The organism is Rhodococcus sp. C-2, from assembly GCF_027854095.1.
Lineage (GTDB): Bacteria > Actinomycetota > Actinomycetes > Mycobacteriales > Mycobacteriaceae > Rhodococcus_F > Rhodococcus_F qingshengii.
Genome location: NZ_JAQGFI010000004.1, coordinates 494,191 through 517,000 on the forward strand (window position 1 = coordinate 494,191; position 22,810 = coordinate 517,000).

The following is a 22,810-nucleotide window of genomic DNA, read 5'->3' on the forward strand; positions in this document are numbered from 1 at the left end:
GGTTGGGCCAACCGGTCCTGGCAAATGCGTGGTGTTTAGCCCCGCTAACAAAAGAGTACGCATCTGTGCATGTTCGGTCACGGGATCCGTGACCGAACAGACATGGCGGCTCAGTCGATCCCGCCGCTGCCACTCGGCATCTGGATCTTGACCACCTTGTCGTCGTTCGGACCCGGCTCGCCCGCGGTTTTGTTTATCGTGCTCGCCCACATCAAACCGTCGGATCCGAGTGCCAAACCGCCCAGCTGGCCGTACGTGTCTTTCGCCACTGCCGACGGCGCGGTCGTGACGGCACCTGTTCCTGGATCTGCGGCCAGCGCCGAGATCGCTTTGCCGGCCCCCAGCGCGACAGCTACCACTCCCTGCGCCGCGATGCACCCGCCGACTCCGGGTCGGTCGGGCCACGTCCACGCGGGGGATGTCACCGTGCCGTCGGCGCCGACGCGTTGGAGGCGATCCTCGAGAGTGGTTCGGTCCGTGACCCACGTCGCGATTCCCGGATCGACGCACACGCCGCCGCCGTTTCCGATTCCGGACAGAACAACTTCCGGGCGAGGCGGCGCAGCGTTGGGTGTCAGCGATCGGACCCGCAAGAGTTTCCCCGCCAACGAGGCGGGATCCTGAGCAACCGCGGGGTTTCCGGTATCGCCTGTCAGAACCATGAGCTGGTCCGGGGCCGCGAACTCCAGTGACCCGCCGTTGCCGCTCGCGCCGCGCGGGATTCCACCGAGTACTTCCTTGGCGGTGTCACCCGGAGCGATGCGGACCACCCGGTTGTCCGTTCCGGTGGTGACGTAGGCATAGATCAGGTTGTCTTCGACAAACGTGGGGGAGAGTGCGATGTCGAGCAGGCCGCCGTCACCGCTGCCGTCGACGTCGATCTTGGCTACCTCGACCGGTGTCGTGTTGGGAGCTACCTGCATGATCCGGCCGGTCCGCCGTTCGGCAACCAGTCCGGAGTTCCCGTCCGGGAGTGTGACGAGCCCACCCGTGGTGTCGAGACAGGTTGCGATCACGGCGGTGTCGGCATCCTGACACGGTCCGAGGGGGCCGGTCCGCGGCGCCGGCGGCGTGGTCGACGGCGGCGGGTTCTCCGGCTGTACTTCCGCGCTGGCCTGGTTGGTCGGTTCGGGTGTGAACGGCGAGGCAGTCGATTCGTCGAAGTCGGCGCAACCTGCGAGCAACGATGTCCCGAGCACCAGCGCCAGTGCGCCCAGCGCTGCATGCCTACCCGTAGTCATGCCCAAGACGTTACGCAATGCACGGCAGATGCCGCCACGCCGGACCAAGGTTCCCCGTCGAGTTCGTGAATCGGTCATAGGCTCACCTACGTGACTGACGAGCGAAAAGATCCCAGCGAGTTGTCGGATGCGGACAAGCCGACGGGCAATGTGTCCAGTCCGTATGATTCGCCCACCGAAAAATTTCCGACGGTGAGCGCCAAGAATCCGTTGCCGCGGACCGACGACGATCTCGATTTCGGTTCCACGAACGCCAACTCCCTGACCGAACAGATACCGACATACCGAGCACCTGGCGCGGATCAGCCGACCGTGGCTCTCGAGCGTGAGACGGCGTACGACGCTCCGATCGCCGCCGTCCCCACCGCCGAAGCCGTGGCAGGTACAACTGAGTCTCCGCGGGGCCGAGGCACTCTCGACCTCGGGTTGCTTGCACTGCGATTGGCCGTCGGTGGAACTGCGTTGGTGCACGGTCTGCAGAAGTTGACCGGTATCTGGAACGGGCCGGGGCTGAACGGGTTCGAGTCGATGCTGGCGGACGCCGGGTTCCATCAGGCGAAGTGGATGGCGATACTCGGCGCCGTCGGTGAAGTCGCAGGTGGCGCACTCCTGATCCTCGGGTTGCTGACTCCCGTTGCGGCAGCGTCGGTTCTGGCGGTGATGATCAATGCGTGGGCGCTGCGTCAGGCGAGCGCACCCGGCCTGGAGTACTTCGCCCCGGCCGGGACCGAGTACGAGATGCTGCTCGGAATCTGTGCGGGCGTCATCATTTTGACGGGACCAGGTCGTATTGCGCTCGACGGTCGTCGTGGCTGGGCAACTCGTCCGTTTATCGGATCGCTCGTGGTTTTGATCCTCGGTATCGCTGCCGGCGTCTGCACCTGGATCTTCCTGAACGGTGCCAATCCGCTCATCTGATACTCGCGCCGTCGAACAAAACGAACCGCCGCTCTCCTAATCGGAGAGCGGCGGTTTGTTTATGAAGGATCAGTCCTTGACGAGTACCGGGTCGGCGTTCGCGGACGGGATGGCGGTTCCGTCCTTGAGTTTGCGACCGAGGACCGACTTGCGGTGACCGTAGGCGAAGTACACGAGCACACCGATGGCCATCCATACGAGGAACCGGATCCAGGTCTCGACCGAGAGGTTGAGCATCAGCCAACCGCAGGCGAGCACGGCGACGATCGGAACGAACGGCACCAGCGGGACGCGGAATCCGCGCGGCAGGTCGGGGCGGGTGCGGCGAAGGACGATGACACCGACACAAACCAGGACGAAGGCGAACAGCGTTCCGATGTTGACCATCTCTTCGAGCGTGCCCATCGGGAAGAAGGCTGCCAGGACGGCGACGATGCCACCGACGATCAACGTGATGCGCATCGGGATGCCCTTGGCGTTGGTCTTGGCCAGGCTGCGCGGCATGAGTCCGTCACGGGACATGGCGAAGAGGACGCGGGTCTGGCCGAGCATCATGACCATGACAACTGTCGTGAGGCCGGCCAGGCCACCGAAGTTGATGGCGGTTTGTGCCCAACCGATTCCGTTGGCCTCGAATGCGGTTGCGAGGGTGGCGCTGGAATCGCCGACCAGCGGACTGCCGTCCTTGAGTTCGGTGTACTTGACCATGCCGGTCAGTACGAGCGTGACGGCAACGTAGAGAACCGTGACGATGGCGAGCGAGCCGAAGATTCCTCGCGGCAACGACTTCTGCGGGTTCTTGGTTTCCTCGGCGGTGGTGGCGACGACGTCGAAACCGATGAAGGCAAAGAACACGAGGCTGGCGGCTGCGAGCAATCCGTAAGCGCCGTAGCTGCTTCCGCCTGCGCCGGTCAGCCAGGAGAACAAGGTCTGATGGATTCCGCTTGCAGAACTCTCGGTTCCTTCGGACGGCGGGATGAAGGGGGAGTAGTTCTCCTTCTTGATGTAGAACGCGCCCACGACGATGACGAGCAGGACTACTGCGATCTTGATCGCGGTGATGATTGCGGAGACTCGCGAGGAAACCTTGGTGCCGATCGCGAGGATCAGCGTGATCGCGCCGATGATGAGCAGAGCGCCCCAGTCGAAGCTGATCGAACCGATGTGGGCGGTGGTGCTTCCGCTGGCCCCGATGACGTTGCCGAGGTACAGCGACCAGCCCTTGCCGACGACGGCGGACGCGAGAGCGAACTCGAGAATGAGGTCCCAGCCGATGATCCAGGCGGCGAACTCCCCGAACGTGGCGTAGGAGAACGTGTATGCGCTGCCTGCGACGGGGACGGTGGAGGCGAACTCCGCGTAACACAGCGCGGCGAGGCCACAGGCGATGGCAGCGAGAACGAATGCCAGTGAAATGGAGGGTCCTGCGACATTGCCTGCGGTTCGAGCAGTCAGCGTGAAGATGCCTGCGCCGATGACGACGGCGACTCCGAATACCGTGAGGTCCTTCGCGGTCAGTTCCTTCTTGAGCTTTGTCTCAGGCTCGTCGGTGTCCGCGATCGATTGCTCGACGGATTTGGTGCGCCATATGCCGACTCCGGGCATGTATTGCTCCTTGGTTGTTTCCCGTCGACCTTGTGGGTGACGGGCGGTGGCTGACTGTCGTCGTTGTGATGTGCGTCTCAGCGACCTGATGAGGGAACCACTGGTGAGCGCCGTGTGCAAGTCGGCTCGCTCGAACTGACCGAAATGATCACCTGACTGAAAGTCATCCCCCCTCATGTATCTGAATTGATCAGCTGGTGTCTGAAACCCTACGTCCAAGTGAATTCGCTCACGAGCCGGACGCGCGATTCGGTCTGAAATGTCTGATAGCTCATATCGTTCCGTTGGTGCTCCGCGTGTCGCCCGACTATTCGGTACCTGTCGGTCGGTCTTGCTGTCGATGAGTTGCACTGTCGCTGTACCAGCACGTCCCATTTCACCCGTATCGGGGCGACAGGCGAGAGGACCACCGCGTACCTGGATCCGGTCGAGCGTCCATCACGCGTCGTGGCAGAGTGTGTCGGCGACGGGATGATCGGATTGGGTTGTGGTTCAAGCTCATACAACACCGGAGGAAGTACGGCGTGTTCGGACGCAGTCGGTCCCGCGTTCTTCTCCAAAGTGACATGAACCCGACTCTGTCGACCCTCTGCCGTGGCCCGTTGGCGAGCATTCTCGTGGAGCTGAGTTGGTTGCCGCACGTCCGACTGCCCGAAAACCTTGTGTGACTGTCACATCGGCTACGCGCGTCTCGAGCCGCACGCACGCTTACAGAAAAGATCCCCGGCCGAAAGGCGGCCGGGGATCTTTTTCGATTCGTGGCAGAACTTACGGAACGTAGCGAACCGCGCCCTTGTCGGCGGACGTTGCCAGAGCGGCGTAGGCGCGCAGTGCTGTCGTCACGGTGCGCTGACGATCGACCGGCTGCCACGGGCGCTCCGAGGCCTCCATCTTCGCGCGTCGCTCGGCGAGGACGTCGTCGTCGACCAGGATCTCGAGCGTGCGCGAGGCGACGTCGATGCGAACCTGATCGCCGTTCTGGACGAGACCGATGATTCCGCCTGCGGCAGCCTCGGGGGAGATGTGACCGATGGACAGCCCGGAAGTTCCGCCCGAGAAACGACCGTCGGTGATCAGTGCGCATTCCTTACCGAGGCCTGCGCCCTTGAGGAAGGCAGTGGGGTGCAGCATTTCCTGCATGCCGGGGCCGCCCTTGGGGCCTTCGTAACGCACGACGAGAACGTCGCCGGCCTTGATCTTCTTCTGCAAGATGACCGAGACGGCTTCTTCTTGGGATTCGACGACGAGCGCCGGGCCCTGGAAGGAAAACAGTTCCTCGTCGATGCCGGCCGTCTTGAGGATTGCGCCGTCGAGTGCGATGTTGCCACGCAGGACAACCAAGCCGCCTTCGACGGTGTAGGCGTTCTCGACGTCGCGGATACAGCCGCCGGCCGCATCGGTGTCGAGGGCAGACCAACGGTTGTCCGTGGAGAACGGTTCGATGGTGCGCACGCCGCCGGGAGCCGCGTGGAAGAGTTCGATTGCCTCGTCGGTTGCCTTGCCGGAGCGGATGTCCCAGTCGTCGAGCCACTGGTCGAAGCTCTTGGTGTGCACGGTGGACACGTCGGTTTCGAGGAGTCCGCCGCGGCGAAGCTCACCGAGCAGGGCGGGGATTCCGCCGGCGCGGTGGACGTCTTCCATGTGGTAGTCCGAGTTGGGAGAGACCTTGGACAGGCACGGAACCTTTCGGCTGATCGCGTCGATGGTGTCGAGGTCGAAGTCGACCTCGCCTTCCTGCGCCGCAGCCAGCGTGTGCAAGACGGTGTTGGTGGAACCGCCCATGGCGACGTCGAGAGCCATCGCGTTGCGGAACGCTGCCGGGGTCGCGATGTTGCGTGGCAGCACCGACTCGTCGCCGTCGCGGTAGTACTTGAGGGCAGCCTCGACCACGGTGGTGCCCGCACGAGAGAAGAGTGCGTGACGAGCCTTGTGAGTTGCCAGCGTGGAGCCGTTGCCCGGCAATGCGAGGCCGAGGGCCTCCGTCAGGCAGTTCATGGAATTGGCGGTGAACATTCCGGAGCAGGACCCGCATGTCGGGCACGCGCTGCGCTCGACCTCGTCGAGGCCCTCGTCGGACACGGCATCGTTGGCAGAGGCGGAGATCGCGGTGATGAGGTCGGTGGGGGCTTGGGCCACGCCGCCGACGACCACTGCCTTACCGGCCTCCATCGGACCACCGGAGACGAAGACGGTCGGGATGTTGAGACGCATTGCAGCGTTGAGCATGCCGGGAGTGATCTTGTCGCAGTTGGAGATACACACCAGTGCGTCGGCTGTGTGGGCGTTTGCCATGTACTCGACCGAGTCGGCGATGATCTCGCGGCTCGGGAGCGAGTAGAGCATTCCGCCGTGGCCCATTGCGATGCCGTCGTCGACTGCGATGGTGTGGAACTCACGAGCGACGCCGCCGGCCGCACTGATGGCCTCGGCAACGATCTCGCCCACGTTCTTGAGATGCACGTGGCCGGGTACGAACTGGGTGTACGAGTTCGCTACGGCGACGATCGGCTTTCCGAAGTCGGAATCCGTCATTCCTGTGGCGCGCCACAGGGATCGGGCTCCGGCAGCATTACGTCCGATGGTGGTGGTGCGTGACCTCAACGGGGGCATGGGCGTGTTCCTTATGTGATCGTTGCTGGTCCACTCAAATAGAAGCGAGGGCCTTTCAACGCTACTCGCGTGCTACGGGCGCTTCTCTTCGGGCTGGTCCTGTGTGTTCTCGGCGAGCTCGGATTCTGCTTCTGCTTCTGCAGCTGCTTCTTCCTCTTCGGCTTCCTTGGCGGCGAAGGCTTCTGCGGCAGATGCATAGGGATCGGTGATGCGGCCGCCGCTGGCGATCGCGATCTCGGGAAGCCTGACGAAGCTGACCGCAGGCAGGGTCACCTCGGTTCCGTCGGTGAGTTCCGCGCGCGCCCAACTCCGCTTCGGGAAGCGGAAGCCCTTGACGTCGTCCCAGGCGAGGGTGCGCTTGGAGAACGTCGAGCGGACCTCGAGGCCGTCAGGGCTGACGGTGGTGCGCAGTCGCGCGACGAGATAGACGGCGATGATCGGAAGGATCAGCAACCAGCTGAAGGCGACGGGCCACCCGAAGATCGGGAAGCTGACCGCGAACAGAAGGAACGCGCACGCCATGTAAGCGAGCTGCGAAATGCGGATGACGTGCCGAAGTGGTTTCGGCGTGTGGGATGATTGAGCCGGTGGCACGGGCTGCTGCGAAGTTGACACCTCTACATCTTCGCATTGCAGCCGATGTATCTCAGATTCTGGGACGGTCGACTCACCAAGTTTGCCGTTCGCGACTAGCGCCTCTACTGTCGAGTGCGTGAAACAGAATGAGTTGCTCGTAATCGGCCGGCGCGTCGTCGCCTGAGTCGATTTTTCAACTCACCAGATAACGACGCGCCACCCTCGCTCAGCAGATGCTGACGGGGGTTTTTTGTTGCCCGGAGCCAGAATCAGAGGATTTCCCAGTGAGCGCACCAACAGCACGGCCTCAACCCACGCCGCGCAAGTCAGGGACACCGAGCCCGACAACCGCGGCTGCCGCAACCCAGACGGCCAACCGTCGCCAGCTCCCGCCTGAGCGGGTAACCGGCGCGCAGTCTGTGGTTCGAGCCCTCGAAGAGCTCGAGGTCGACACGGTATTCGGCATTCCCGGCGGTGCCGTGCTCCCGGTTTACGACCCACTCTTCGATTCGGTCAAGGTTCGCCACGTGCTCGTGCGCCACGAGCAGGGTGCAGGCCACGCTGCCACCGGTTACGCCCAGGCGACCGGCAAGGTCGGCGTCTGCATGGCTACCTCGGGTCCCGGTGCGACCAACCTGGTCACGCCGCTGGCCGACGCGCAGATGGACTCCGTTCCGATCGTGGCGATCACCGGACAGGTGGCGCGCTCGCTGATCGGTACCGACGGCTTCCAGGAAGCCGACATCTCAGGCATCACCATGCCGGTCACCAAGCACAACTTCCTGATCACCGACGCGATCGACATCCCGCGCATCATGGCCGAGGCCTTCTACCTCGCGGCCAGCGGTCGCCCCGGCGCCGTCCTGGTCGATATCCCCAAGGACATCCTGCAGTCGCAGACCACGTTCTCGTGGCCGCCGGAGATGCGTCTGCCGGGCTACCGCCCGGTGACCAAGCCGCACGGCAAGCAGGTTCGTGAAGCTGCACGTCTGATCGCCGACGCCAAGTCGCCGGTTCTGTACGTCGGTGGCGGCGTCATCAAGTCCGACTCCTCGCCGGAGCTGCTCGAATTGGCCGAGCTGACCGGTATCCCCGTCGTCACCACGCTGATGGCCCGCGGCGCGTTCCCGGACAGCCACGACCTCAACTGCGGTATGCCGGGAATGCACGGCACCGTTGCCGCAGTCGCCGCTCTGCAGCGTAGCGATCTACTGATCACCCTCGGTGCGCGTTTCGACGACCGCGTCACCGGTCAGTTGAATTCCTTCGCGCCCGACGCCAAGGTCATCCATGCCGACATCGACCCGGCCGAGATCGGCAAGAACCGCTACGCGGACGTCCCGATCGTGGGCGACTGCAAAGAGGTCATCACCGAACTCATCGAGGCGATCCGTGCCGACATGGCCACGGGCACCACGTTCGACCTCACCGAGTGGTGGGCGTACCTGAATGACATCCGTCGTACGTACCCGCTGAGCTACGACCGTCCCACCGACGGTCAGCTGAGCCCGGAGTACGTCATCCAGACCGTCGGCAAGCTCGCCGGACCGGATGCCATCTACTGCGCCGGCGTCGGTCAGCACCAGATGTGGGCCGCGCAGTTCGTCGGCTACGAGAAGCCGCGCACGTGGCTCAACTCGGGCGGGCTCGGCACCATGGGGTACGCGGTTCCCGCAGCCATGGGCGCCAAGATGGGTATGCCCGACACCGAGGTGTGGGCGATCGACGGCGACGGCTGCTTCCAGATGACCAATCAGGAACTCGCAACCTGTGCCCTCGAAGGTATCCCGATCAAGGTTGCCCTCATCAACAACGGCAACCTCGGCATGGTGCGTCAGTGGCAGACACTCTTCTACGAAGAGCGCTACTCCAACACCAACCTCGGAACGCACGGCGCCATCCGCATCCCGGACTTTGTGAAGCTCGCAGAAGCATTGGGCTGCCACGGAATTCGTGTCGAGCGTGAAGAAGATGTCGAGGCTGCGATCCGTGAGGCGCAGTCCATCAACGACAAGCCTGTCGTGATCGACTTCATCGTCACCGCCGACGCACAGGTGTGGCCGATGGTCGCTGCCGGAACGAGCAACGACGAAATCATGGCGGCCCGGGGCATCCGGCCGCTGTTCGACGACGACGAGGCAGTTGCCGAGCCCGCCGTCATCCACGAAGCCATGTCACGCGAGCAAGCCGGACCCGCCGCGGGCACAGGGGAGGATCAGAAGTGAGCACCAGTCACACCCTCAGTGTTCTCGTCGAGGACAAGCCAGGCGTGCTGGCTCGCGTCTCCGCACTTTTCTCCCGCCGCGGATTCAACATCGAATCCCTTGCGGTGGGCGGAACCGAGATCCCCGAGATCTCACGTATGACCATCGTCGTCACGGTCGACGAGTTCCCTCTCGAGCAGGTGACGAAGCAGCTCAACAAGCTGATCAACGTCATCAAGATCGTCGAGCAGGACGGTGAAGCATCCGTCGCTCGCGAGCTCGTGCTCATCAAGGTGCGCGCTGATGCAAGCGTGCGCACGCAGGTCATCGAAACGGTGAACCTGTTCCGCGCCAAGGTGATCGACGTCTCTCCGGAGTCCGTCACCATCGAGGCGACCGGTACTCGGTCCAAGCTGGATGCACTGCTGCGGATGCTTGATCCGTACGGTATCCGGGAGATCGTTCAGTCCGGGGTCGTGGCAGTCGGTCGAGGGCCGAAGTCGATCACGGCCACCCGCTAGTACTTTTAGACACGTAAAAATCCAAGGAGAGGTTGAGAACTGTGGCAGTCGAGATGTTCTACGACGACGATGCCGATCTGTCGATCATTCAGGGCCGCAAGGTTGCTGTGATCGGCTACGGAAGCCAGGGCCACGCCCATTCGCTGAGCCTGCGTGACTCGGGCGTCGATGTGCGCATCGGCCTCAAGGAAGGCTCGAAGTCGCGTGAGAAGGCTGAAGAGCAGGGGCTGACGGTCGGTACGCCGGCAGAGGTTTCCGAGTGGGCCGACGTCATCATGGTGCTCGCACCTGACACCGCGCAGGCGAGCATTTTCACCAATGACATCGAGCCGAACCTCAAGGACGGCGACGCGCTGTTCTTCGGTCACGGCCTGAACATTCACTTCGACCTGATCAAGGCTCCGGAGTTCGTCACCGTTGGCATGGTCGCCCCCAAGGGCCCCGGCCACCTGGTGCGTCGTCAGTTCGTCGACGGCAAGGGCGTTCCCGCGCTCATCGCCATCGACCAGGATCCCAAGGGTGAAGGACAGGCTCTCGCTCTGTCCTACGCCAAGGGCATCGGCGGAACCCGCGCAGGCGTCATCAAGACCACGTTCAAGGAAGAGACCGAGACGGACCTCTTCGGCGAGCAGGCCGTGCTCTGCGGCGGCACCGAGGAACTGGTCAAGACCGGTTTCGAGGTCATGGTCGAGGCCGGCTACGCACCCGAGATGGCGTACTTCGAGGTTCTGCACGAGCTCAAGCTCATCGTCGACCTCATGTACGAGGGTGGCATCGCCCGCATGAACTACTCGGTGTCCGACACCGCTGAGTTCGGTGGATACCTCTCCGGCCCGCGCGTCATCGACGCCGACACCAAGGAGCGCATGAAGGCGATCCTGGCCGACATCCAGTCCGGCGAGTTCACCCGTCGTCTGGTTGCCAACGTCGAGAACGGCAACACCGAGCTCGAGGGCCTGCGCAAGGCCAACGCCGAGCACCCCATCGAGGTCACCGGCAAGAAGCTGCGCGACCTGATGAGCTGGGTCGATCGTCCGATCACCGAAACCGCGTAATTCGCAGTTTCACGCTCCACGTCTCCACTGGCCTGATGCCGCGCCGGTTCAATTACGTTGAACCAGCGCGGCATTGGGCCGGAGTCGTTTTCCGGGTCGTCTGAGTCCGGATTCATATTCCGTCGAGAATTTGCCCGCGAAAGTGTCCACTATGTGGTATTGCCTACCGCGTTGTGGATTCCAAGTGAGCGCGCACTAAACTATCGGTGGTTAAACCACCTTCACACCCACCTAATCAGGGAGTTTGCACGTGAGCCAGCCTGGCCGTCCCGTTGTTCTGATCGCCGACAAGCTCGCGCCGTCCACAGTCGAGGCGCTCGGTGACGGTGTGGAGGTGCGTTGGGTCGACGGACCCGACCGCCCGGCGCTGCTCGCCGCGGTACCCGAGGCCGACGCGATTCTCGTCCGTTCCGCCACTACCGTCGACGCCGAGGTTCTGGCTGCCGGCACCAAGCTGAAGATCATCGGCCGCGCCGGTGTCGGCCTGGACAACGTCGAGATCCCCGCGGCCACCGAGCGCGGCGTGATGGTCGTCAACGCACCGACCTCCAACATTCACTCCGCTGCCGAGCACGCTGTCGCGCTCCTCATGTCGACCGCTCGCCAGATTCCCGCAGCAGACAAGACCCTGCGTGAGAACACCTGGAAGCGAAGCAAGTTCAACGGTGTCGAGATCCTCGGCAAGACCGTCGGTGTCGTCGGACTCGGCCGCATCGGCCAGCTCTTCGCGCAGCGTCTCGCTGCGTTCGAGACCACGATCATCGCGTACGACCCCTACCTGCCCGCAGCGCGCGCAGCGCAGCTCGGCATCGAACTGGTCACCATCGACGAGCTCGTCGAGCGCGCCGACTTCATCTCCGTGCACCTGCCCAAGACCAAGGAAACGGCCGGCCTGATCAACGCCGAGCGCCTCGCCAAGGCCAAGGACGGCGTCATCATCGTCAACGCCGCTCGCGGTGGTCTGATCGACGAAGATGCGCTCTACGACGCACTCGTCTCCGGCAAGGTCCGAGGCGCCGGTCTCGACGTGTTCAGCACCGAGCCGTGCACCGATTCCAAGCTTTTCGAGCTCGACAACGTCGTTGTCACCCCGCACCTCGGAGCATCGACGTCCGAGGCTCAGGACCGCGCAGGTATCGACGTGGCCAAGAGTGTTCTCCTCGCTCTGGCAGGCGAATTCGTTCCCGAGGCTGTCAACGTCTCCGGCGGCCCCGTGGGCGAAGAAGTTGCTCCGTGGCTCGAGCTCGTCCGCAAGCTCGGTCTCCTCGCTGCGACGTTGTCGCCCGAAGCTGTGCAGACCGTGCAGGTTGTCGCCACCGGCGAGCTGTCTGCCGAAACCGTCGACATCCTCGGCCTGGCTGCACTGCGCGGCGTGTTCTCCGCCAGCAGCGATGAGGCTGTCACGTTCGTCAATGCTCCGGCACTGGCCGAGCAGCGCGGCGTGACCGTGTCGGTCGAGAAGCACTCCGAGGCTCTTGCTCACCGCAGCGCGGTCGAGGTGCGTGCAGTTGCCGCCGACGGCACGGTCACGTCGGTCACGGGCGCACTCACCGGTCTGCAGCAGGTCGAGAAGATCGTCAACATCAACGGACGCAGCTTCGACCTGCGCGCCGAGGGCCACAACATCGTCGTTCACTACAGCGATCGCCCGGGCGTTCTCGGTGTCCTCGGCACCGTCCTCGGAAACGCGGGCGTCGACATCCTCGCAGCAGCACTGAGCCAGGATGCCGAAGGCGAAGGCGCAACTGTCATCTTGCGCGTCGATCGCGTCGTCGGTGACGCCGAGGTCGAGGCAATCGTCTCGCAGCTCGACGCTCGCGTCGCCCAGGTCGACCTTTCCTGATTGTTTTTGCTGTGCGCCTTTATCAACCGCCCGCGGTTGATAAAGGCGCACAGTTCTACTGAGATGAGGACTCCATGAAGCTTGCGGTCATTCCGGGTGACGGAATCGGCGTCGAGGTCACTGCCGAGGCGCTCAAGGTGCTCGGCAAGTTGGTTCCGGATCTGGAAACCACCGAATACGATCTCGGTGCCCGTCGCTACAACGCCACCGGCGAGTTGCTCCCGGCGGACGAGCTGGACCAGATTCGTCAGCACGACGCAATCCTGTTGGGCGCCATCGGTGATCCGCGGATCGTCGCACCCGGCATCCTCGAGCGTGGTCTGCTGCTGAACATGCGCTTCCAGCTCGATCATCACGTGAATCTTCGCCCCGCACAGCTGTATCCGGGTGCGCTGTCGCCGTTGGCGGCCCAGCCGGAGATCGACTTCGTCGTGGTTCGTGAAGGCACCGAGGGTCCGTACACCGGAAACGGTGGAGCGATCCGCGTCGGCACCGATCACGAGATCGCAACCGAGGTGTCGATCAACACCTGGTTCGGGGCCGAGCGCGTGGTGCGTTACGCATTTGCCTTGGCGCAGACCCGGTCCAAGCACCTCACCTTGATTCACAAGACCAACGTGCTCTCCAACGCGGGCGCAATCTGGACGCGTGCAATCGAGACCGTCGGTGCCGAGTTCCCGGACGTCGAAACCGCGTACTGCCACATCGACGCGGCCACGATCTACATGGTCACCGACCCGTCGCGCTTCGACGTGATCGTCACGGACAACCTCTTCGGTGACATCATCACCGACCTCGCCGGCGCCGTAACCGGTGGCATCGGTTTGGCCGCAAGCGGAAACATCGATGCCTCGGGTACCAACCCGTCGATGTTCGAGCCCGTTCACGGCAGTGCTCCGGACATCGCCGGCAAGGGAATCGCTGATCCCACCGCCGCGATCCTCTCGGCCGCACTGCTTCTTCGCCATCTCGGACGCGAGGACGACGCCGCTCGGGTCGAGGCTGTGGTCGCTGCCGACCTGGCTACCCGCGGCGAAGGTCCCATCTCCACAACGGAGATCGGCGACCGGATCACTGCAGCGCTGTAAGGAATTCTTTCACGAGACTGACGCGCGTGAGCCTTTCGGCTTGCGCGCGTCAGTCGTTTCCGGCACCCCGATAGACTGGCCGGCATGCGTCTTGGTCGAATTGCCAGTCCCGATGGTGTTGCGTTCGTCAGTATCGAAGGTGAAGAGGATGCCCTCGTCGCCAAGGAAATTGCGGAGCACCCGTTCGGGAACCCCACATTTACCGGCCGAAGTTGGCCGCTCGCCGATGTTCGTCTGCTGGCTCCGATTCTCGCCAGCAAGGTGATCTGCATCGGCAAGAATTATGCAGATCACATCGCGGAGATGGGCGGAGAGGCTCCCGCGGACCCCGTGATCTTCCTCAAGCCAAACACGTCCATAGTTGGCCCGGGTGCCCCGATCGTCTTGCCTCCCACCTCGAACGAGGTGCACTTCGAGGGTGAACTCGCGGTCGTCATCGGTCAACCGTGCAAGGACGTTCCGGCGGCGAAGGCGTTGAGCGTGGTCCTCGGTTACACGATCGCCAACGACGTGTCGGCGCGAGATCATCAGCGTCACGACGGGCAGTGGACGCGCGCGAAGGGCCACGACACTTTCTGCCCACTCGGCCCCTGGATCGAAACCAGTCTGGATTCGTCCGACGTCGACATCAAGACCGAGGTGAACGGCCAGGTCAAGCAGGACAGCAGCACGGCTTTTCTCCTCCACGACATTCCGAAGATCATCGAGTGGATCTCGGCGGTGATGACTCTCTTGCCTGGCGACGTCATCCTCACCGGCACCCCCGCCGGAGTAGGCCCGATCGTCGACGGCGATTCCGTGTCGGTCACGGTCTCGGGGATCGGCACGCTCACGAACCCGGTGACCGCCAAGAGCTGATCCTGACCCGGTTCGTTCAGTCACGCGACTACGGAGGCCCCATCCAACCGGATGGGGCCTCCGTCGTGGTGTGAGGTCGAGAGGTGTCTGTCGCAGAAAAGTTGCAAGATGGTAACTATCGCCAGTGGATTGATCGGGATTGCCAACCGACTCGAAGAAATCAGGCTCCGGGACTGACCTGCGGGTTTTATGACCCAGGCGAAGCTTCGCCTCTGATTCTCCTGGCGTTATGTCGGATTTGGCCAGTTTGGGAGAGTTCGCCATACGGTTTGCTGTCGCGGCCCGTAACAGACCAAATTCCCTGAAATGTAACGCTGAGCAGTAGGGTGACCGATAACTGGATAGAAGCCGATGGGGCAATCGAGTGGATTGCGCAGAAACGTGGTGATACATGACGACCTTCGCGGAAGCCTCCCGGACAGCGGCAGGGCAAGCGCGGAACGGGCAGCGGCCGGTGTGGCGAGACAAGAAGCGCTACCTGTGGCCACTGGGTTTGCTGGTTCCTCTCAGCCCGTTCGCTGCGTGGTTCCTGGTCGACAAATTCAGTCTCGGGCTCTTCTGGGCCATCGGGGCGTGGCTGATCGTCATCGTCATTCCCCTGATCGATCTCCTGGCGGGCGAGGACGGCAACAGCCCACCGGACGAAGCGATCCCTGAATTGCAAGAGGATCGTTTCTACCGCTGGTGCACGTACTTGTTCCTGCCCCTCCAATACGTCGGGCTGGTGTTCGTCGCGTGGTGCTGGGTGAACGCGCCGATGGCGGCGGGGGAGAAGTTCGCGCTCGCGATGACTGCCGGCGTGGTTGCCGGTGTGGGGATCAACGCGGCGCATGAATTGGGGCACAAGAGTGAGAAGCTCGAGAAGTGGCTCGCGAAAGTAGCGCTCGCGCAGTCCTTCTACGGCCATTTCTACGTCGAACACAACCATGGTCACCACGTCCGCGTCGCGACGCCGGAGGATCCGGCCAGCTCACGGTACAAGGAAAACTTCTGGTTCTTCTTGCCTCGCAGCGTCATCGGCGGCCTGCGCTCGGGTTGGCGGATCGAAAGCGCTCGTCTGAGGCGTCAGCGGAGACGGACGTGGAGTTATCGCAACAACATCCTGAACGCGTGGGCGATGAGTGTGGTTCTGTTCGGCAGTCTGATCGCCGCGTTCGGCTGGGAAATTGCGCCGTGGCTCGCCGTTCAGGCAATTGCAGGCTTCACGTTCCTCGAGACCGCCAACTATCTCGAGCACTACGGCTTGCTACGTGCGAAGCGGCCTGACGGCTCGTACGTCCGGTGCTCGCCCGAGGACAGCTGGAACAGCGACCACGTCGTCAGCAATCTGTTCCTCTATCAACTTCAGCGTCACAGCGACCATCACGCGAATCCGCGTCTGCGGTACCAGAGCCTGCGAAGTGCGGCCGAAGCGCCGCAACTTCCAGCGGGTTACGCAGTCATGATCGTCTGCGCGTGGGTGCCGCCGCTGTGGCGAAAGGTCATGGACAAGCGACTGCTGGCCTACTACGACGGCGACATGACACGCATCAACGTCCTGCCGGGTAAGTGATCGGCCGGATGGAGGAAGCGCTGCCGGACTAACCTGTAGTACGACCATCCATCATCGCCGAGCCAAGTGAGCCATGACCAACAGCGAAGTACGCGTCCGTTTCTGTCCGTCACCCACCGGAACCCCGCACGTGGGTTTGGTGCGCACCGCCTTGTTCAACTGGGCATTCGCACGACACCACGGCGGCACATTCGTGTTCCGTATCGAAGACACCGATGCGCAGCGCGACAGTGAAGAGTCCTACCAGGCCATCCTCGACGCCCTCCGCTGGTTGGGGCTCAATTGGGACGAAGGCCCGGAGGTCGGTGGGCCGCACGCACCGTATCGCCAGTCCGAGCGTCGCGACCTGCATCTCGACGTTGTTGCCAAGTTGCTGGCCGCGGGCGAGGCCTACGAGTCCTACTCGACCAACGAGGAGATCGAAGCGCGACACAAGGCGGCCGGACGCGATCCGAAGCTCGGATACGACAACTTCGATCGCGAGCTCAGCGACGAGCAGCGCGCTGCCTACATCGCCGAGGGGCGCAAGCCCGTCGTCCGCCTCCGGATGCCCGATCACGATCTGACCTGGAACGACCTGGTGCGGGGCGAGACCACGTTCAAGGCAGGCACCGTTCCGGACTTCGCGCTGACTCGCGGCAACGGCATTCCGCTGTACACGTTGGTCAACCCGGTCGACGACGCGTTGATGAAGATCACCCATGTACTGCGCGGCGAAGATCTGCTGTCCTCGACTCCGCGTCAGCTCGCGTTGTACGAGGCATTGATTCGTATCGGTGTCGCCGATTTCACACCGTCGTTCGGGCACTTGCCTTTCGTGATGGGTCAGGGCAACAAGAAGCTTTCCAAGCGCGATCCCGAGTCCAACCTCTTCATCCACCGCGATCGGGGCTTCATTCCCGAGGGATTGCTGAACTACTTGGCTCTGCTCGGGTGGAGCATCGCCGACGATCACGATGTCTTCTCGCTCGACGAGATGGTTGCGGCCTTCGACGTCTCCAAGGTCAACTCCAATCCTGCCCGCTTCGACCAGAAGAAGGCCGACGCGATCAATGCCGAGCACATTCGTCTGCTCGAGCCGGCCGACTTCGCCGGTCGTCTGAAGTCGTTCCTGGTGGAGCACGGACACATCGGCGCCGACGTCGACGAAGCGACGTTCACTGTTGCGGCGGACCTCGTGCAGACGCGCATCGTCGTCCTGTCCGACGCGTGGGATCTGCTGAAATTCCTGTTCGTCGACGAGGCGTCGTTTGCTCTCGATCCGGCCGCGGCGGCAAAGAACCTGAAGGAAGATGCCGGTCCGGTTCTGGACGCGTCTCTTGCGGCGCTCGATGCCATCTCAGAGTGGTCGGCGGCCAGTATCGAGGAAGCACTCAAGAAGGCCCTCATCGAGGATCTGGAGCTCAAACCGCGTAAGGCCTTCGCTCCGGTTCGGGTCGCGATCACGGGCTCTCACATCAGCCCTCCGCTGTACGAGTCGATGGAATTGCTCGGTCGTGAGGTCTCGCTCGCTCGGTTGCGCGCCGGTAGGGCAGCGGTAACCGCCTAGATCGGACGGTCTTCCGGCCGAAAATGAAGCAAAAACCTCCTGTGACCATACGATTTGGTATTTGGGGCAGGGGTACTGGTAATCTTCTTTTCGGCCGGAGACGAGCCGCCGAGCACAACAGCGAAGCGGATCGGGCAAGGCTGGTGAGCAAGACCTTGGGGTATGGTGTAATTGGCAACACAGCGGTTTCTGGTACCGCCATTCTAGGTTCGAGTCCTGGTACCCCAGCGGAAATCCGGTCGATTTTGTGGCCGGACTCAGACAAGCTAAGCTTGCTGAGCATCCAAGAGCAAGGCTGAAATACCACGTTTAAAAGCGTGTCCTGGCCCCGTCGTCTAGCGGCCTAGGACGCCGCCCTCTCAAGGCGGTAGCGCGGGTTCGAATCCCGTCGGGGCTACAAAGAAAAGACCCTTCGATCATTGATCGGGGGGTCTTTTCGTATGTGCGGAAAATGTTTCCGGCGATGCGAAAAACGATCACCCCCAGGCGAATTCGACTGGGGGTGATCGTCATCTCACTCTGTTGTCCGCGATCGGCTATCCGCTCTTACGGCGGAACTCTCGCTTGTGATCGGCCGGGCCATGCGTGTTGTGGACCTTGGACTGTCCGTCGCGATGGTCGGTCGATTTGGCGTTCTGATGATTCTTCCGTTCGAGGGCCTCACGGAACTTTCGTTTGGTTTCCTCCGATTGGGATTCGGGTTCGGACGGGGTGTTGCTGTCGAGATCGCTCATATGCTCACTCCTTGTTGTTGGGCCTGTTGGTGAAACTACGCCGGCCCGAATTCGATTGCTCGTGATTTTTCCGCTCACGAATCTCAGGGCTGCGGCGGCGGTGCGGTAGAGCCGGAAAGAGGCATCGCAGGCATCCCGAGCTTGCGGTGATCCCACGAACGAGTTCGATCGGGAACGAACCGTACCGCGACGCGCTTGTGGAGCATCGCGTCGACGGCCGGGCGGAGATCGTCGGTGTACGGGCCCGTGTACCGCTCCCAGACGCTGATTCCCACAGCGAAGAGGGCTTCCGGATCTTCGACGATGACCCCGGTACCCTCCATCGAGACTCCTCGGAGCGTGTCGTACGTCTGACCGTCTTCGATCAGGACGGACATTCGGGCGTCCCGGCGAAGATTGACGGCCTTCTGCGACTTGGCTTTGGTCTCGAACCAGATTTCGCCGTCGACTATCGCGAACCACATCGCGATCAGGTGAGGCATTCCGTCGGCGCTCAACGTCGCCATCGTTGCCGTACGGCTCTTTTCGACGAAGCTCGAGATTTCGGCCTCGGTCATCGTGATCTGACTACGCTGCTTTCCTGCCATGGTCGCGTCGTACTCCTACGTGCTCGAGGATCTGAAGGCCTTACTGTGTCACGAATTACAGACGCTTGTGGAGCGCTTCGGCAGCTGCGAGAAGGTCCGCCGCCCAGCGGGCTCCCGGTCGTCTACCCATCCGATCGATGGGGCCGGAGACCGAAATCGCGGCAATGACAGCGCCTGCCGAGTCTCGGACGGGAGCCGCGACGCTGGCGACACCGGGCTCACGTTCGGCCGCGCTCTGTGCCCAGCCGCGCCGGCGAACCTCGAGGAGCACTCGTTCGCCGAACGACGCATCGGCGAGGACGGTCCGTTGGGTTTGTGGATCTGCCCATGCGAGAAGGACCTTGGCGCCGGATCCGGCGTTCATCGGCAGTCGGGCTCCGACGAGCACCGTGTCACGCAGGCCGGTCGGTGGTTCCATCGACGCGACGCAGATGCGTTGTGTGCCTTCGCGACGGTACAGCTGGACGCTTTCGCCGGTGATTTCGCGAAGGCGGGGGAGGATGAGTCCGGCCGCAGCAATGAGTGGATCATTAGCGGTGGCAGCGAGTTCGGCGAGTCCGGGCCCTGGGCACCACTGACCGTCCGAGTCGCGAGTGAGGAGTCGATGGACTTCGAGACCGACGGCGAGTCTATGGGCGGTCGCGCGCGGCAAACCGGTTCGTGCACAGAGTTCGGTGAGGCTGCACGGTTCCTCAGCTACTGCATGAAGCACGCCCATTGCTTTGTCCAGGACGCCGATGCCGCTATGCTGTCTCATAGGTCGATACCAGATTCTCGCATAGTGGGATGCTACCGCATTTCCTGGAGGGATAGCGCATTTCCTCGGGACAGTCTGCATCTGCTGTGAAGGCTGGGGACCTACTTCACGCGCGGCGGGCCAGCCCGTAGTCCGCCGACGCGAGGCTACGTACAGAGGTGGAAGACATGGCACAGAAAGCACGCACTCTCGCCGAGAAGGTGTGGGACGACCACGTTGTCGTGAAAGGGGAGGGGCAGGATCCCGACCTCATCTACATCGATCTCCACCTCGTTCACGAAGTGACGAGCCCCCAGGCATTCGACGGACTTCGCCTGGCGGGACGCCAGTTGCGCCGTCCCGACCTGACGATTGCCACCGAGGACCACAACGTTCCGACGATCGACATCGACAAGCCGATCGCAGATCCTGTGTCCAAGACTCAGGTCGACACCTTGCGCCGAAATTGCGAGGAGTTCGGAGTTCGCTTGCACCGCATGGGCGATCTCGACCAAGGCATCGTGCATGTGGTCGGACCGCAGCTCGGCCTGACGCAGCCCGGAACCACCGTGGTGTGCGGCGACAGTCATACGTCGACGCACGGCGCATTCGGTGCGCTCGCAATGGGAATCGGCACCAGCGAGGTCGAGCATGTGATGGCAACGCAGACATTGTCGTTGCGCCCCTTCAAGACCATGGCGATCACGGTCGACGGCGAGCTGCCTCCCGGCGTCACGAGCAAGGACTTGATCCTCGCAGTCATCGCCAAGATCGGCACCGGCGGCGGCCAGGGCTACGTACTGGAGTACCGCGGCGAGGCCATTCGCAAACTGTCGATGGAAGCTCGTATGACCATCTGCAACATGTCGATCGAGGCCGGAGCCCGCGCGGGCATGATCGCACCGGACGAGACCACTTACGAGTTCATCAAGGGCCGTCCGCATGCACCGTCCGGCGCAGAGTGGGACGAAGCCGTCGCCGCGTGGGAGTTGCTCAAGACCGACGAGGGCGCGGAATTCGACAACGAGGTTCACATCGACGCAAGCGCATTGACGCCTTTCGTCACGTGGGGAACCAATCCGGGACAGGGTGCGCCGCTCGGCGACCGTGTGCCTGATCCCGAACTGATCGTCGACGAGAGCGAGCGTCAGGCAGCCGAGAAGGCGCTCACCTACATGGGTCTCGACGCCGGTATGCCGCTTCGGGATGTTTCTGTCGACACCGTGTTCGTCGGTTCGTGCACCAACGGACGCATCGAAGACCTGCGCGCAGTGGCGGAGGTGCTCGAGGGTCGCCATGTGGCAGAGGGCGTTCGGATGCTCATCGTTCCCGGCTCGATGCGGGTGCGGGCTCAAGCCGAAAGCGAAGGTCTCGGTGAAATCTTCACAGCGGCAGGGGCTGAATGGCGCCAGGCCGGTTGCTCGATGTGCTTGGGAATGAACCCTGACCAGCTTGCTCCCGGCGAGCGTTCGGCATCGACGTCCAACCGGAATTTCGAAGGCCGACAGGGTAAAGGCGGCCGGACTCATCTGGTTTCCCCGCTCGTCGCGGCTGCCACGGCGGTCCGCGGAACGCTCTCGGCACCGGCCGATCTGGTCTGACCCACTTACCATCTCGAGGAGAATTTCGATGGAATCCTTTACCACGCACAAGGGTATCGGCGTCCCGCTGCGACGCTCGAATGTCGATACCGACCAGATCATCCCTGCCGTGTACCTGAAACGGGTGACGCGCACCGGATTCGAGGACGGGCTGTTTGCAGGCTGGCGTACCGACCCCAACTTCATTCTCAATCTGGCTCCGTACGACAAGGGAAGTGTCCTCGTGGCCGGTCCCGATTTCGGCACGGGCTCTTCGCGTGAGCATGCCGTGTGGGCTCTCTCCGACTTCGGATTTCGGGTCGTCATCGCATCCCGGTTCGCCGACATCTTCCGCGGAAACGCCGGAAAAGCCGGTCTCGTAGCGGCACAGGTCGAGCAGAGCGACGTCGAATTGCTCTGGAAGTTGCTCGAAGAGCAGCCCGGATTGGAATTGACAGTAGATCTCGAGAATCGGACCGTCAGCGCCGGAACTACGGTGGTGCCGTTCAATATTGACGACTACACACGGTGGCGTCTGCTGGAGGGTCTCGACGACATCGGACTGACATTGCGGCAGGTAGACGCGATTTCCGAGTTCGAAAAGTCAAGGCCTTCATGGAAACCGACTACCCTTCCAGCCCGAATTTCGCAGGGCTGAACCGAAATCCGCAACTCCGCGCGGGAAGAGAAATAGGTCACCATTTCGCAGTCACGTTGAATGAGAATTGGCGTGGCACATAGACTCTTGCCGTTATCAGGTTTACCGTGGTTCTCAGTCGGTCCGACGGTGGACCACAATTAGCGGAGGAATTTCAATGAACAAGGCAGAGCTCATCGATGTTCTGACTGAAAAGCTGGGTTCGGACAGGCGCACAGCGACCGACGCAGTGGAGCACGTCGTGGACACCATCGTCCGCGCCGTCCACCGTGGCGAGAGCGTGACCATCACCGGCTTCGGAGTCTTCGAGCAGCGTCGTCGTGCAGCACGTGTTGCACGCAACCCGCGTACGGGCGAGACCGTCAAGGTCAAGCCGACGTCGGTTCCGGCTTTCCGTCCGGGTGCGCAGTTCAAGGCTGTTATCGCTGGTGGACAGAAGCTTCCGGCCACCGGCCCGGCAGTCAAGCGTGGCGTAGCAGCACCGGCCACCAAGGCTGCAGCCAAGAAGGCTGCTGCCAAGAAGACCGCAGCCAAGAAGGCTCCGGCCAAGAAGGCTCCGGCCAAGACCGCAGCCAAGAAGACGGTTGCCGCGAAGGCTCCCGCCAAGAAGGCTCCGGCCAAGACCGCAGCCAAGAAGACGGTTGCCACCAAGGCTCCCGCCAAGAAGGCTCCGGCCAAGACCGCAGCCAAGAAGACGGTTGCCACCAAGGCTCCCGCCAAGAAGGCTCCGGCCAAGACCGCAGCCAAGAGACGGTTGCACCAAGGCTCCCGCCAAGAAGGCTCCGGCCAAGACCGCAGCCAAGAAGACGGTTGCCACCCAGGCTCCCGCCAAGAAGGCCCCCGCCAAGACCGCAGCCAAGGAGACGGTTGCCACCAAGGCTCCCGCCAAGAAGGC

The 22,810-nt window shown here is 62.8% G+C and carries 18 protein-coding genes, 2 tRNA genes and 1 pseudogene; 14 read left to right on the forward strand and 7 right to left on the reverse strand.

Features of this window, described 5'->3' with window-relative positions; all coding sequences use genetic code 11:
* Positions 1 to 110: 110 nt before the first annotated feature.
* Positions 111 to 1,241 carry a PQQ-dependent sugar dehydrogenase gene (locus tag PCS43_RS11470; RefSeq protein ID WP_209448592.1) on the reverse strand — a complete coding sequence of 377 codons (1,131 nt, stop codon included), beginning with the start codon at positions 1,239 to 1,241 and terminating at the stop codon, positions 111 to 113.
* Positions 1,242 to 1,331: 90 nt separating this feature from the next.
* Between PCS43_RS11470 and PCS43_RS11475 the strand changes: the two genes are divergently transcribed.
* A complete protein-coding gene (locus PCS43_RS11475) occupies positions 1,332 to 2,159 on the forward strand; it encodes a DoxX family protein (protein WP_209448593.1) in 828 nt (275 codons plus the stop codon).
* 69 nt (positions 2,160 to 2,228) lie between these two features.
* On the opposite strand, the gene PCS43_RS11480 is transcribed toward PCS43_RS11475, so the two are convergent.
* The 3 genes from PCS43_RS11480 to PCS43_RS11490 form a co-directional block, all read right to left on the reverse strand.
* A complete protein-coding gene (locus tag PCS43_RS11480; protein WP_003944693.1) occupies positions 2,229 to 3,764 on the reverse strand; it encodes an amino acid permease in 1,536 nt (511 codons plus the stop codon).
* A 768-nt stretch (positions 3,765 to 4,532) separates the two neighbouring features.
* Complete coding sequence (gene ilvD, locus PCS43_RS11485; protein WP_007729361.1) at positions 4,533 to 6,374, reverse strand: dihydroxy-acid dehydratase; 1,842 nt, start codon at positions 6,372 to 6,374, stop codon at positions 4,533 to 4,535.
* Between the two features lie 72 nt (positions 6,375 to 6,446).
* On the reverse strand, positions 6,447 to 6,968 hold the full coding sequence (locus PCS43_RS11490; RefSeq protein ID WP_037131685.1) for a PH domain-containing protein: 522 nt from the start codon (positions 6,966 to 6,968) through the stop codon (positions 6,447 to 6,449).
* A 266-nt stretch (positions 6,969 to 7,234) separates the two neighbouring features.
* Here PCS43_RS11490 and PCS43_RS11495 point away from each other — a divergent pair, with 266 nt between their 5' ends.
* The 10 genes from PCS43_RS11495 to PCS43_RS11540 all read left to right on the forward strand — a co-directional run bounded on the left by PCS43_RS11495 (position 7,235) and on the right by PCS43_RS11540 (position 18,017).
* Positions 7,235 to 9,175, forward strand: a complete 1,941-nt coding sequence (locus PCS43_RS11495) for an acetolactate synthase large subunit (RefSeq protein WP_030535411.1) — start codon at positions 7,235 to 7,237, stop codon at positions 9,173 to 9,175.
* Complete coding sequence (gene ilvN, locus PCS43_RS11500; RefSeq protein WP_003944718.1) at positions 9,172 to 9,675, forward strand: acetolactate synthase small subunit; 504 nt, start codon at positions 9,172 to 9,174, stop codon at positions 9,673 to 9,675. The genes PCS43_RS11495 and ilvN overlap by 4 nt, the downstream gene beginning before the upstream one ends.
* 53 nt (positions 9,676 to 9,728) lie before the next feature.
* On the forward strand, positions 9,729 to 10,730 hold the full coding sequence (gene ilvC, locus PCS43_RS11505; protein ID WP_030535412.1) for a ketol-acid reductoisomerase: 1,002 nt from the start codon (positions 9,729 to 9,731) through the stop codon (positions 10,728 to 10,730).
* Positions 10,731 to 10,980: 250 nt separating this feature from the next.
* Positions 10,981 to 12,573 carry a phosphoglycerate dehydrogenase gene (gene serA, locus PCS43_RS11510; protein ID WP_003944758.1) on the forward strand — a complete coding sequence of 531 codons (1,593 nt, stop codon included), beginning with the start codon at positions 10,981 to 10,983 and terminating at the stop codon, positions 12,571 to 12,573.
* A gap of 74 nt (positions 12,574 to 12,647) precedes the next feature.
* On the forward strand, positions 12,648 to 13,661 hold the full coding sequence (locus PCS43_RS11515) for a 3-isopropylmalate dehydrogenase (RefSeq protein ID WP_003944691.1): 1,014 nt from the start codon (positions 12,648 to 12,650) through the stop codon (positions 13,659 to 13,661).
* 84 nt (positions 13,662 to 13,745) lie between these two features.
* On the forward strand, positions 13,746 to 14,519 hold the full coding sequence (locus PCS43_RS11520; RefSeq protein WP_204855698.1) for a fumarylacetoacetate hydrolase family protein: 774 nt from the start codon (positions 13,746 to 13,748) through the stop codon (positions 14,517 to 14,519).
* Positions 14,520 to 14,910: 391 nt separating this feature from the next.
* Positions 14,911 to 16,071, forward strand: a complete 1,161-nt coding sequence (locus tag PCS43_RS11525; protein ID WP_050656958.1) for an alkane 1-monooxygenase — start codon at positions 14,911 to 14,913, stop codon at positions 16,069 to 16,071.
* Positions 16,072 to 16,144: 73 nt separating this feature from the next.
* Complete coding sequence (gene gltX, locus PCS43_RS11530) at positions 16,145 to 17,620, forward strand: glutamate--tRNA ligase (RefSeq protein ID WP_209908315.1); 1,476 nt, start codon at positions 16,145 to 16,147, stop codon at positions 17,618 to 17,620.
* Between the two features lie 156 nt (positions 17,621 to 17,776).
* Positions 17,777 to 17,848 (forward strand) — tRNA-Gln (locus PCS43_RS11535).
* Positions 17,849 to 17,944: 96 nt separating this feature from the next.
* A tRNA-Glu gene (locus PCS43_RS11540) sits at positions 17,945 to 18,017 on the forward strand.
* A 139-nt stretch (positions 18,018 to 18,156) separates the two neighbouring features.
* Here PCS43_RS11540 and PCS43_RS11545 read toward each other — a convergent pair.
* From PCS43_RS11545 to PCS43_RS11555, 3 genes are all read right to left on the reverse strand, one after another.
* Positions 18,157 to 18,354, reverse strand: coding sequence for a DUF5302 domain-containing protein (locus PCS43_RS11545; protein ID WP_007729345.1), 198 nt, complete (start codon positions 18,352 to 18,354; stop codon positions 18,157 to 18,159).
* Between the two features lie 83 nt (positions 18,355 to 18,437).
* Positions 18,438 to 18,941: a pyridoxamine 5'-phosphate oxidase family protein gene (locus PCS43_RS11550; RefSeq protein WP_003944740.1), complete on the reverse strand. Its 504-nt coding sequence runs from the start codon at positions 18,939 to 18,941 to the stop codon at positions 18,438 to 18,440.
* Between the two features lie 55 nt (positions 18,942 to 18,996).
* A complete protein-coding gene (locus PCS43_RS11555) occupies positions 18,997 to 19,698 on the reverse strand; it encodes an IclR family transcriptional regulator (RefSeq protein ID WP_007729342.1) in 702 nt (233 codons plus the stop codon).
* Positions 19,699 to 19,856: 158 nt separating this feature from the next.
* Here PCS43_RS11555 and leuC point away from each other — a divergent pair, with 158 nt between their 5' ends.
* From leuC to PCS43_RS11570, 3 genes and pseudogenes are all read left to right on the forward strand, one after another.
* On the forward strand, positions 19,857 to 21,278 hold the full coding sequence (gene leuC, locus PCS43_RS11560) for a 3-isopropylmalate dehydratase large subunit (RefSeq protein WP_003944727.1): 1,422 nt from the start codon (positions 19,857 to 19,859) through the stop codon (positions 21,276 to 21,278).
* A gap of 28 nt (positions 21,279 to 21,306) precedes the next feature.
* On the forward strand, positions 21,307 to 21,915 hold the full coding sequence (gene leuD / locus PCS43_RS11565; protein ID WP_003944724.1) for a 3-isopropylmalate dehydratase small subunit: 609 nt from the start codon (positions 21,307 to 21,309) through the stop codon (positions 21,913 to 21,915).
* Positions 21,916 to 22,072: 157 nt separating this feature from the next.
* Positions 22,073 to 22,810, forward strand: a pseudogene (locus PCS43_RS11570) (HU family DNA-binding protein); the annotation flags it as partial.